Raw genomic sequence first — 12636 nt, forward strand, 5'->3', positions numbered from 1 at the left:
TGTTTAACGAGAACTATTATATCATGAAATTTTCAATAAAACAAGTATTATTTTGTCAAATTATAGTTTTCAATCAAAATTTCCACAGCTTTTTCAAGTTTTTTATAAAAACTATCGACATTTCCATTCTTTATGATGGCAAATTGGTTATCTAATTCGGCAATTTCCCCAATAACCTTTTTCCCAATTGTCAAAATGTAACCTTCATAACTGTCTTTTCCAACAGTCACTTTTGCATCGGTTAATTGGATTTCAATTTTCTTATCTTTTTTACTCATAGTTTACCTCTTTTCACTTTTTCTATTGTACAAGAAAATGCGCAAACTAGCAAGAAAAAACTCCATTTCAGCCCTTACAACTGCTATGGAGTTCTTCTTTACTTCATGTCTTTTAGTCCACTTTGACAATCCATCCCTCTGGTGCTTCTACATCACCAAATTGGATACCAGTCAATTCATCATAGAGTTTACGTGTAACAGGACCTACTTCTGTTTCACTATAGAAAACATGGAAATCATCGCCGTGCTGGATTCCCCCAATTGGAGAAATAACCGCTGCCGTACCACAGGCACCTGCCTCTATAAAACGATCCAAATTGTCGATTGGGACATCGCCTTCGATCGGTGTCAAGCCCAAGCGGTGTTCTGCCAAGTAAAGCAAAGAGTACTTGGTAATGGATGGCAAGATGGATGGACTCAATGGTGTTACAAATTCATTGTCAGCTGTAATTCCAAAGAAGTTGGCTGATCCGACTTCTTCAATCTTTGTATGTGTAGATGGATCTAGGTAGATAACATCTGAAAATTGACGTGACTTGGCCATTTTACCTGGAAGGAGACTAGCAGCATAGTTCCCACCTACCTTAGCTGCTCCAGTACCATTTGGAGCGGCACGGTCGTATTCATCCTGAATCAAGAAGTTTGTTGGAACTAAACCACCCTTAAAGTAATTTCCAACTGGCATAGCAAAGATGGTGAAAATATACTCTTCTGCTGGTTTAACCCCAATAATATCTCCAACACCAATCAACAGTGGACGAAGATAAAGGGTTCCACCTGTTCCATATGGTGGGACGTATTCTTCATTTGCACGCACAACTGCTTTACAAGCTTCTACAAACATTTCTGTTGGAACTTGTGGCATCAAAAGACGGTCACAAGTACGTTGCAAACGCTTAGCATTTTCGTCAGGACGGAACAATTGAACACTGCCGTCCTTGGTACGATAGGCTTTCAATCCCTCAAATGCTTGCTGTCCATAGTGGAGACTTGGAGAAGACTCTGAAATATGCAAGGTTGCATCCTCTGTCAATTCTCCTTGATCCCATTGACCATTTTTGTAGTGAGCGATATAACGGTAAGGTAATTTCATATAAGCAAATCCAAGGTTTTCCCAATCAATTGCAACTGTCATGTGTTTCTCCTTAATACTATTCAAGCTATGTGTTCTATTCTACACTTTTCTAGTAAAATTTCAAGTATTATTTGTAATTTTCTGAAAATTTTTCAACATAAAGAAATCAGCCCTCTGGACTGATTCTTTTTACGAACTTGCTTTGTCCTCTTTAAAGACTTCTTTGAGGTAAGCATCGAAGACTTCTTCATCTGAAATGGTGTCAGAAATGAAGCTTCCGTTGCTAGTACGTTCTGACAAGTTGAGGTCTTGCAACCGACTCTCATAGATTGTTCCCTTGTTAGATTGGACAAGTAACGTTTGGTCGTTTTCTTCTACTTCTGTACTAAAGAGATCACCAACGAAACCTTGCTCTGCAACTGCTCCAGCCAAGAAGACTCGGTGCGGTTTGTTTTTCAACTCACGCAAGACTTGTAGGCCTCGTTTGGCACGGCTGGTCGCTGGAATTTCCTCAATGGAAACGCGTTTCAAGCTTCCACGTTGGGTCAAGAGGTAGAAGGATGAGGTGTTACAGATAAAGGCTGCCTGAAGCGCATCATCTGCTTTCAGGTTCATAGCCTTGACACCTGCAGCCTTGGCACCGACAACGGGAACCTCTTCGATATTGAAACGAAGGGCATAACCATTTTGACTAATCAAGAGAACATCATCTAGTTTAATCGGAGCTACTGCTACAATCTGGTCTGTCTCGTCTTTGAGCTTAGCATACTTGACAGACTTCGACTTGTAGGTCCGCCATGGAGAGAATTCTTTGCGTTCTACACGCTTGATTTGACCAAGGCGAGTCGCTGCAAAGTAGGTAGTTGCATCATCAAACTGATCCACGACTTCTGCATAGAGAATTTCTTCGTTCGTTTCAAAGTTTGTAATGGTCTGACTCAGATGCTCTCCGATATCCTTCCAACGAATATCTGCCAATTCATGGATTGGTCGATAAATGACATTCCCAAGAGTTGTGAACATCAAGAGGTGCTGGGTTGTCTTGGCAGATTGAACAAAGATCAAACGATCATCATCACGCTTGCCAATTTCTTCCAGAGTGGATGCCGCAAAGGAACGTGGGCTAGTACGCTTGATATAGCCTGCCTTAGTCACGCTGACATAGGTATCTTCCTCGACAATCAAACTAGCTGTGTCAATCTCGATTGCTTTCGCAGTATCTTCCAAAGTACTCAAACGTGGTGTCGCAAATTTCTTCTTGACCTCACGAAGTTCTTTCTTCATGAGATTGTACATAGTCCGTTCATCACCGATGATAGCCGCCAGCATGGCAATCTTTTCACGCAATTCTGCTTCTTCTTCCTGCAAGACAACCACGTCTGTATTGGTCAAACGGTAAAGTTGTAAGGTCACGATGGCTTCAGCCTGCTCTTCTGTAAACTCATAGCTAACCTTGAGGTTTTCCTTGGCGTCAGCCTTGTTCTCAGAAGCACGGATAAGGGCAATGACTTCGTCCAAAATCGAAATCACGCAAATCAAACCTTCAACGATATGGAGACGTTTCTCAGCTTTTTCCTTGTCAAAGCGGGAACGAGCCAAAATTACTTCACGACGGTGGGCGATATAGCTAGATAAGATTGGAACAATCCCAACCTGACGAGGTGTGAAATTGTCAATCGCCACCATGTTAAAGTTGTAGTTGATTTGTAGGTCGGTGTATTTGAAGAGATAGTTGAGTACGAGCTCGGTATTCGCGTCTTTCTTTAGTTCAATAGCGATACGAAGACCGTCACGGTCAGACTCATCACGAACCTCAGCAATACCAGCCACCTTGTTATTGACACGAACATCATCGATTTTCTTGACCAGATTAGCCTTATTAATTTCATAAGGAATCTCAGTGATAACGATTTGCTCCTTACCACCTTTTAGCTTTTCAATCTCCGTCTTAGAACGAACAACCACGCGCCCTTTCCCAGTTTCATAAGCTTTCTTGATTTCGTCACGCCCTTGGATGATAGCTCCTGTAGGGAAGTCTGGACCAGGCAAGAACTCCATCAGCTTGTCCACCTTGGCAGTTGGATGATCAATCATGTAGACTGTCGCATCGATAACTTCGGCCAAATTATGTGGTGGAATATCCGTGGCATATCCAGCCGAGATTCCCGTCGAACCATTGACCAAGAGGTTTGGAAAGGCTGCTGGCAAAACCGTCGGCTCTTTCTCGGTATCGTCAAAGTTCCAAGCAAAGGGAACTGTCTTTTTCTCGATATCCTGAAGAAGGTAGCCTGCAATCTCAGACAAACGCGCCTCAGTATAACGCATGGCCGCAGGCGGATCCCCATCCATAGAACCATTATTACCGTGCATTTCGACCAAAATCTCACGGTTTTTCCAGTCCTGTGACATACGAACCATGGCATCATAGATGGAACTGTCACCGTGTGGGTGGAAATTCCCCATGATGTTCCCGACAGACTTGGCCGACTTGCGGTAGCTCTTGTCAAAGGTATTGCCATCTTTATTCATAGAATAAAGGATACGGCGCTGAACCGGCTTCAATCCATCCCGAATGTCTGGCAAAGCCCGGTCTTGAATGATGTACTTGGAGTAGCGACCAAAGCGCTCTCCCATGATGTCCTCCAGGGACATGTTTTGAATATTACTCATATAGGATACAGAGCCCGTAAAATACAAAGGAAATTTATCTTTTTCACACAGTATTTAGGGCGTGTTCAACTCCTTTCAAAGAATGTAGAGTAGGTTTTTATAGAATAAGGGATAATTTACAGAAATTAGTCCCGTGTTCAGTTACTATATATAACTAAACTATCTTTTCTGTAGTTTAATCTTTTAAATTATATACTTTATTTAGTTAGTGATTTGAAAGTCTCTCCTCAGCATACTGAATCATCTTCTCAGCTACTTCTTTATCGTAGTTAAATCCCATTTTTTGAGCAAGGGACTGAGCCTCTTGGTGGAAAAGGTCCATCGTAGCAAACAAAGATTGAGTGATTTTGTCACTACTTGAAAAATCAAGTAGATTTGAGAATTCCTTCTCTTTCTCAGCAGGCAAGTAGCTAAAGAGATACTTGTAGTTCTTGCCAACATCAACCGTGCCCCTATCACTTGCTACCTGCCAAGCCAATACCTTCAAGAGTTCTTGGTGACAAATGCCATAGAGATGATCAGTCGCATAGAAGACTTGCTTGCGACAGATTCCCTTGACTACGTAGGCTGACACCCACCAAAATTCATTGCAGGCTTTTTCAAAATCAATCTGCCTAGCTGGGTTCGTCCAGTAACGTTGAGAACTTGTAGTATAGGACTCAAACAAGCCTTTCTCATCTTTCAAAACTATATAATCAGCCTCGTTATCCACCCACTCTTGGATGTGACTTTTGGGGCAGAGGGTCAAATCAATCCGATTTCCATCTTCAAATAGCATCAGATAAAGTCGACGGTTGCCTAGGACATTATGCTGCTCAATGATACGAGTGCCAAACTGGTCTAACCAAGAAAGGTCACTCGTCAGATTATCTAAGTCGTCCACGACATAAACAACATCATAGTCTTGAAACTCGTCTTTTGGTGCTTTTGGATTTGTCCGTGAACCAGACATGGCGACAGCTTCTACTTGTATATTTTCGGCTACCTGTAAAATCAATCTCAGCATTTGCACTTCACTTCTATATTGTCTGCACATATCTTTTATAGAATTATTTTTCATTGCCGTCTAGCTCCTCTTGTTTTTGGATGCCTCGTATTCTTTTCATCTCAAGTTCGCCTACTATCAATTGGATAGTTGAACAAATCCCCGAAACGATTAAAATAAAATAAAACAAATTCATATCGTTTTTATGATATATTTGAAAGCTTCTCCATAATACAAAAGTATTTACTAATGAAAGAAGGAAAAGTAAAATAGCATTGAATCGAAGTATTATAGCAAACTTACTCTTAAAATACCTATAATGTTTTCCAATCCGATAGAGAGTATATAGTGAAAAAACAATCATCAAAGGGGTGAAGGCAAGTGCATAAAATAAGATAAACCCTATTCCTGAGTATGGTTTACTTTCCATTGGTAGATCTAATAGACAGATACCAATAGTGAGGATGTTCAATATAAACAAAGATACTGTGCGAGCACACTCTTTTCTACCTTTACTGGTCGTTAAATCATATATAATTCCAAAAATGGCTAGGAGAACAAGGAAAAAAGGCAACATTAATAACGTAATCAATACCGCACCTCCAATAGTTTTAGCGATTGTTTACCTACAAAAGATAATCATCACCTTTACTTGAATTTTACAACTCCCCTGTCTGGTATAGGTTATACCCTTAAAGAAACGGGTCTGAGTAAGGTCATCCGTCAAATTATTGAGGAGGAGATACTTGAGTTTGCCAGTCGATACCGCGCTACGCTTCGTGGCTAGGAGGTAATCTTCCTTGTCCACGTGAGACCAGTCCACGACTTGCCCCAGCTCAGCCTTGAGGAGATGATCCTGCCAGAGCCTCATACTTCTTCCGTTTCCTTCTCAAAAAGGGTGGGCGATATTTAGCTCAAGGTACTTTTCGACAATCTGCTCAAAGGTCTGCTGAGGCATCCTGTCAATATTTTCCAAGGAAGCTGCTAGATACATGACAGGCGCAAAGCGAACATTCCCTTTGGCGAGATTGACTGTCCTAATCTGGTCGGCGAAGTCATAGATTTCTTTAAATAAGAAGCCATGAATAACGGCCAGAGTCGCATAGGTGCCAGCTGCTTTATCGTCCAGAAGCTACTTTTCAAAAAGCTCTTTCGCTCGGGTTTTGCTGATTTTTTCTTCCATCTTGGCTAGTTCAAGCGAATCCATCAGACCAAGTTTATTGTCAAACGTCATAAATACAACTCCTTTCATTTAGATAGATTTTCTAAGTCCTGCTCCCACAGGTTTAAAACCTACTGTCTGATAAAATCCATCCGCTTCTGATATTAATTCAATGCGAGTCAAAGGATGTTTTTGATGAATTTCAGCAATCAATCGCCGTCCCAATCCTTTTCCGCGATAGGCTTTATCAATGATAATCTCAGCTAAAAAGGTCGTCATGACTTCATCTGTCAAGTAGCGTGCAAAGCCAAGGATTTTCTGGTCCTCTTCAAGCACCAAGTAATGGGACAGATTTGTTGAAAATAATGATTTTACTTTTTCCTCTGTAAAAGAAAGCCATTTTTCATTTTGATAAAGGGAATAAATAGCTTGACAATCTTTTGTGCTTGCAGGTCTGATTATCATTTTCTATTCCTCCAAATCTGTCAGACTTAATTAACACTCCCCACTGCTTCCGTTACCTTCATAGCAGGTTTGCGTTTTTTGTAGCGGCTACGGATGGTGTTGAGGGGGTCGCGGAGATTGACCACGTGAGTTCTTTCAGGATAAGCGTAGGCGTTGATTGCAATAAGATCCACAAGGAAGTCATAGATTTCTTGTAGTTTTGCACGGACTTCCTTGTTTTGACTAGGTGCCTTGCCTTTTTGCTCAGCCAAGCGCTACTTATAGGCTTTTTCAAACTGAGCCTGCGCCTTTGTTAAAGTTTCTACATGAGTTGTCAAATGCAGGATTGAAAGGGCAGTTTGGTAGTCAGTAGCTTTTAGCTCCTTGAGCAAATGGTTAATAGCTTCTGTCTCTTTTTCGTAGCTCATACTCGTTAGCCCAGCATAATGTTTGAAAAGTTTGCTGAGTTTGTCGTAAGCTTCCTTTCTACCTGCCTCTTTGACACGAGAGAAAGCCTTGACCAAACCAGTCAATGTAGAAAGCGCATCATCACACTCACGATCAGACACTTCCAGACTAGCCACCGTTTGACTGGCCTTGGAACGGTGCAAACCAGCTTGCAAGGTCTCAAGAAGTTTCTCCATATCCCCAAGCTTCGCTGCGTAAACCTACTCAGACTTATTGGCTTTTGTAAAAGCCCCCAACTCGTCCTTGCTCTCAGATATAAGTTGAAAGAATTCGTTGTTTTATAAATTACGTACAGCTAAACTCGTGATTCCATATCCTTTTTTCATAAAACACCTCTTTCAATGATGTGTTTTTAAGTTTTTGATCTAAAATAATTCCGAACATATCTAAATATTCGTATTTTACTCCAATAACTCAAAACACACATGTGTGATTTGGGTTATTTCCCTCCAGACAAGATATTCTTCAGGTGGGATTTCTTGTTTTGGGGTGAAATACTAGGATATATAAAAAGTTTTTAATCTAAAGGTTCAATAAAGTAGTGCTTCATCTTGGATAGACTACTATAATCAATAAACTTATTCAAATCATAATCCAGACCTTTTTTAATTGAATTTTCTATTAATTCAATTATTTTATCATCTTCATCGGATAACGATTGAGCTCTGCTCGGAATTAAATTTCTTGTATTAGCCTGACCTGAAGTCGTAAATTCAAATACAGTATAAATTTTATTACCTTTAAAAGTTCCTTCAATAACTAGAAGACTTTTCCCTTCATAGAAAAAGTCATTCACCAATTGTGCTGGTCCGCCAACACAATCAAGAGTATAGAATTTTTTGAAACCCTCTACATCTGTATTAGAAAGCTTACTCCCAACTTTAATATCCCCTATTTCGGCTTTGTTCGTCACAATCCATTTATATGAGGCTCCATCGGAAAACAGATCTTCAAAAATAGCTTTACTTTGTATATAGTGCTCTCTGAAATTTAAACGTTCTAAGTATGCTTTCATAGTCTGATAATTAGATTTTTGATACAAGGTAACATATTTATCTCCTAAGATTTTTAGCATACCCATTTCAGAAAACTCATCTATAATCTTTATGTTATCTTCAATAAATCCAATCCATGTTAAAGCTCGGTCAATTTCACCTTCAAGTGTCTCTTTCCACAACTTATTGACATACCAAAATTTGACATCCTTCAATACTAAATCTTTATACTGAGATTTTAATTCATAACAGTTAACAGAACGACCTTCTAACTCGACAGCTTCAAAATACCAATCAAAATCTGAAACATCCGGACTCTGCACTTGTTTAATCACCTCTAAAAGTTCCTGATGTTGCTTGCTACTTTGTTCTGACAAACTAGCGATTTCACCCCTAGTATCTTCATGCAATTTTTTATGTAGCGCAACATCAGATTTTGAGAGTGTTGAAAGATCAAGTATCGTATCAGACAAACATTTTTCAAATTCATCCATCAATTCAAAAAACAGATCAGGATTAAAGTCTTGGCTACTAATCATTGTTTTGAGGTGATTTTTAAATTCTTCATAATCTTTATATTTACTATTCAAGTTATACCGAATTTTTATAAGCTCTTCAGAAACTTGATTTTCCTTCCAGAATTTGGCTATACCCTCATAACTAGGATTTTCGCCATATCTTTCCAATATATATTTTTCAAAATCGTTTACTGCATTTTGAATTTTTTGGGTTTCAAGTTTTTCATCTATTCCCAGCCCCTCTAAAAGCTTGTCCATATCCATCCCAGTAAAATCAAAGAAAAAAGATAGCAATTTTTGTTTATCCATACATTCTTCCCCCTAAAACACCATCTCCCCACTCTCTTCCAGCGTAAACTTGACATTGTCTTCAATCCATTTGCGGCGTGGTTCAACCTTGTCTCCCATGAGGACATTGACACGGCGTTCAGCGCGTGCTAGGTCTTCGATGGTGACACGGATGAGGGTACGGGTTTCAGGATTCATAGTCGTCTCCCAGAGTTGGTCCGCATTCATCTCACCAAGACCCTTGTAGCGTTGGAGGGTAGCGCCTTTACCAAACTGCTTGCGGAGTTCTTCTAGCTCGCCGTCCGTCCATGCATAGGCCACTTCTTCTTTCTTGCCTTTCCCTTTGGACATCTTGTAAAGAGGCGGAAGGGCGATATAGACATGGCCTGCCTCGACAAGAGGACGCATGTAACGGTAGAAAAATGTTAAGAGAAGTGTTTGGATATGGGCACCATCGGTGTCCGCATCGGTCATGATAATAATCTTGTCATAGTTAGCATCTTCAAGGGAGAAGTCTGCACCGACACCCGCTCCGATGGTGTAAATCATGGTGTTGATTTCCTCATTTTTGAGGATATCCGCCATCTTGGCCTTGGCTGTATTGATAACCTTACCACGAAGAGGCAAGATAGCTTGGAACTTGCGGTCACGACCTTGTTTAGCCGAACCACCGGCAGAGTCTCCCTCAACTAGGTAGAGTTCATTCTTGGCTGGATTTTTAGATTGGGCTGGAGTCAATTTCCCAGACAACAAGCCCTTGTCTTTCTTATTTTTCTTACCATTTCGGCTCTCATCACGCGCCTTACGTGCTGCTTCACGGGCATCACGAGCCTTGATAGCTTTACGAATCAGATTAGACGCGAGTTCTCCGTTTTCCATGAGGAAGAAAGTCAATTTATCAGCTACAATCCCATCTACAACTGGACGAGCCAGAGGACTCCCTAGTTTATCCTTGGTCTGACCTTCAAACTGGAGGTGTTCTTCAGGAACCAGAATAGAAAGAACAGCTGCTAGTCCCTCACGATAATCTGAACCTTCTAAGTTTTTATCTTTTTCCTTGAGGAGTCCAGTCTTACGCGCGTAGTCATTCATAACCTTGGTAATGGCTGACTTGAGTCCTGTCTCGTGCGTTCCACCATCTTTCGTACGAACGTTATTGACAAAGGATAGAATGTTATCTGAGAATCCATCATTGTACTGGAGGGCAACTTCCACTTGGAAACCATTGTCTTCGCCTTCAAAGTATAGGACTGGCGTCAAGGTTTCCTTGTCTTCATTGAGGTAAGAAACAAAGTCTTGTACCCCGTTCTCATAATGAAATTCGATTGCTTCATCTGTTCGCTTATCTGTCAAAGACAAGGTAACATTTTTTAAGAGAAAGGCTGACTCATTGAGACGTTCAGAAATGGTATTGTACTTGAAGTCAGTCGTAGAAAAAATCGTCGCGTCAGGCATGAAGGTAACCTTGGTACCTGTCTTAGACTTGGGTGCTGTACCAATTTTCTTCAAGGTTGTAATAGGTTTTCCACCATTTTCAAAACGTTGCTTGTAGACTGTACCGTCACGAGTAATTTCAACTTCTAGCCAACTAGAAAGGGCATTAACGACTGAAGATCCCACTCCGTGGAGACCACCTGATGTCTTATAACCACCTTGACCGAATTTTCCTCCAGCGTGGAGAATGGTAAAGATAACTTCAACAGTTGGAATTCCCATGGCGTGCATCCCGGTCGGCATCCCTCGACCATGGTCTTGAACGGTTAGACTGCCGTCTTTATTGATGGTCACATCAATGCGGTCACCAAATCCAGACAAGGCCTCATCGACTGCATTGTCCACAATTTCCCAGACTAGGTGATGGAGACCAGCACCATCAGTCGATCCAATATACATCCCCGGACGTTTACGGACCGCATCCAACCCTTCTAGCACCTGAATGGCGTCATCATTGTAGTTATTAATATTGATTTCCTTTTTTGACACAAGGAACCTCCTATTTGTTCATCTTTTCTATTTTACAGGTTTTCTAGCGATTTTGCAAAGCTTTTCCCTTTCAGCCGTCACAATTTCACAGGATATTCTCTGACTTTCTATACCATTTCATGGTATAATAGTTCTATGATGACATTTGTATTATTAATTTTAGCTTATCTACTAGGTTCGATTCCATCTGGTCTTTGGATTGGACAAATCTTCTTTCAAACAAATCTGCGTGAACATGGTTCTGGAAACACCGGAACAACCAATACTTTCCGTATTTTAGGTAAGAAAGCAGGTATGGCAACCTTTGTGATTGACTTCTTTAAAGGAACCTTGGCCACTCTACTTCCTATTCTATTCCACCAACAAGGTGTATCACCTCTTGTCTTTGGACTTTTGGCTGTGATTGGACATACCTTTCCTATCTTTGCAGGGTTTAAAGGGGGCAAGGCTGTCGCAACTAGCGCTGGAGTTGTTTTCGGATTTGCGCCTGCCTTCTGTCTCTATCTAGCAATCGTATTCTTTGGAAGCCTCTATCTAGGTAGTATGATTTCACTGTCTAGCGTTACTGCTTCTATCGCAGCCGTTATCGGAGTTCTCCTATTTCCACTATTTGGATTTATCCTGAGCAGCTATGACCCTCTCTTCATTGTGATTATCCTAGCACTTGCTAGCTTGATTATCATTCGTCACAAGGATAATATCACACGTATCAAAAATAAAACTGAAAATCTTGTCCCTTGGGGGTTGAACCTAACCCATCAAAATCCTAACAAATAAAACGCCAGTTTGAAACTGACGTTTTTTTGTATGCTTATTTTGATTTGATGTAGTTGATACCGTCTGCCTTAGGTGCAACTGCTTTTCCAAAGAAGGCTGCCAAGACAAGGATGGTCAAGACATAAGGGGCGATTTGAAGGTAAACCGCAGGCACTCCTTGTAGGAAAGGTAATTGAGAACCGATAACTGCCAAACTTTGTGAAAGTCCGAAGAAGAGACTAGAAAGCATAGCACCGATTGGGTTCCATTTACCAAAGATCATTGCCGCAAGGGCGATAAATCCAGGACCGACAATAGTTGTCACTGAGAAGTTAACTGAAATGGATTGAGCATAAATCGCTCCCCCAATTCCACCAAGGAAACCTGAAATAACAACCCCAAGATATCTCATTTTGTAGACATTGATCCCCAAGGTGTCCGCTGCTTGAGGGTGTTCACCAACAGAGCGAAGGCGAAGACCAAAGCGGGTCTTGAAGAGGATAAACCAAGCAAGGAAAGAGAAGGCAATAGCGATATAACCTAGTAGACTGGTTGACTTGAAGAAGATATCTCCAATCACAGGGATATCAGCCAAAACTGGGAAATCAAAACGTCCAAAAGTCTGGCTTAAGTTATCCGTTTGCCCTTTGTTATAAAGAACTTTAACCAAGAAAACTGCTAAGGCAGGAGCCATCAAGTTCAATACTGTACCACTGACAACATGGTCCGCACGGAAATGAACTGTAGCGACTGCATGGATGAGGGAGAAAATAGCTCCCACGATACCAGCAACTAACAAGGAAATCCAAGGAGTAGCTGCTCCAAGTTGTTCTGCAAATTCAAGGTTAAAGACAACCCCAGAAAAGGCTCCCATAACCATAATTCCTTCAAGACCGACGTTAACGACACCACCACGTTCAGAGAAAACTCCTCCGATACTCGTAAAAATAAGTGGTGCTGAGTAAATCAGCATAGAAGAGACCAAGAGGGTGAGTAATGTTGTAATAGACATCC

10 protein-coding genes and 2 pseudogenes are annotated in these 12636 nt (G+C 41.0%); 1 reads left to right on the plus strand and 11 read right to left on the minus strand.

Translation table 11 applies throughout. From position 1 onward, the window contains the following. Positions 1-47: 47 nt before the first annotated feature. From ADM50_RS01020 to parE, 10 genes and pseudogenes are all read right to left on the minus strand, one after another. Positions 48-278, minus strand: a complete 231-nt coding sequence (locus tag ADM50_RS01020; RefSeq protein WP_049484231.1) for a DUF2969 domain-containing protein — start codon at positions 276-278, stop codon at positions 48-50. A 112-nt stretch (positions 279-390) separates the two neighbouring features. Beyond that, a complete protein-coding gene (locus ADM50_RS01025) occupies positions 391-1428 on the minus strand; it encodes a branched-chain amino acid aminotransferase (RefSeq protein ID WP_338322258.1) in 1038 nt (345 codons plus the stop codon). A gap of 114 nt (positions 1429-1542) precedes the next feature. After that, positions 1543-4023, minus strand: a complete 2481-nt coding sequence (parC, locus tag ADM50_RS01030; RefSeq protein ID WP_080983046.1) for a DNA topoisomerase IV subunit A — start codon at positions 4021-4023, stop codon at positions 1543-1545. A 205-nt stretch (positions 4024-4228) separates the two neighbouring features. Beyond that, the gene (locus tag ADM50_RS01035) at positions 4229-5083 is read right to left on the minus strand and encodes an aminoglycoside 6-adenylyltransferase (RefSeq protein ID WP_049484234.1); all 855 of its coding nucleotides are present in this window, start codon (positions 5081-5083) and stop codon (positions 4229-4231) included. Next, positions 5073-5585 (minus strand): hypothetical protein, encoded by a 513-nt coding sequence (locus ADM50_RS01040; RefSeq protein WP_049484235.1) that lies wholly within the window; start codon positions 5583-5585, stop codon positions 5073-5075. Before ADM50_RS01040 ends, ADM50_RS01035 begins: the two co-directional genes overlap by 11 nt. A 45-nt stretch (positions 5586-5630) precedes the next feature. Then, positions 5631-6242 (minus strand): annotated as a pseudogene (fic, locus tag ADM50_RS09665) (protein adenylyltransferase Fic). 18 nt (positions 6243-6260) lie between these two features. Continuing rightward, positions 6261-6635: a GNAT family N-acetyltransferase gene (locus ADM50_RS01050; protein WP_000586878.1), complete on the minus strand. Its 375-nt coding sequence runs from the start codon at positions 6633-6635 to the stop codon at positions 6261-6263. Between the two features lie 26 nt (positions 6636-6661). Next, a pseudogene (locus ADM50_RS09700) lies at positions 6662-7408 on the minus strand (DUF6261 family protein). 191 nt (positions 7409-7599) lie between these two features. After that, positions 7600-8904, minus strand: coding sequence for a hypothetical protein (locus ADM50_RS01065; RefSeq protein WP_049484236.1), 1305 nt, complete (start codon positions 8902-8904; stop codon positions 7600-7602). Between the two features lie 12 nt (positions 8905-8916). After that, the gene (parE, locus tag ADM50_RS01070; protein ID WP_049484237.1) at positions 8917-10866 is read right to left on the minus strand and encodes a DNA topoisomerase IV subunit B; all 1950 of its coding nucleotides are present in this window, start codon (positions 10864-10866) and stop codon (positions 8917-8919) included. 135 nt (positions 10867-11001) lie between these two features. Between parE and plsY the strand changes: the two genes are divergently transcribed. Next, positions 11002-11643 (plus strand): glycerol-3-phosphate 1-O-acyltransferase PlsY, encoded by a 642-nt coding sequence (gene plsY / locus ADM50_RS01075; protein WP_042902165.1) that lies wholly within the window; start codon positions 11002-11004, stop codon positions 11641-11643. A gap of 34 nt (positions 11644-11677) precedes the next feature. Here plsY and ADM50_RS01080 read toward each other — a convergent pair whose 3' ends face one another. After that, positions 11678-12634 (minus strand): ABC transporter permease, encoded by a 957-nt coding sequence (locus ADM50_RS01080; RefSeq protein WP_000029132.1) that lies wholly within the window; start codon positions 12632-12634, stop codon positions 11678-11680. Between the last annotated feature and the right edge of the window lie 2 nt (positions 12635-12636).

Origin of the sequence: Streptococcus oralis (genome assembly GCF_001075675.1) — a bacterium.
GTDB lineage: Bacteria > Bacillota > Bacilli > Lactobacillales > Streptococcaceae > Streptococcus > Streptococcus oralis_V.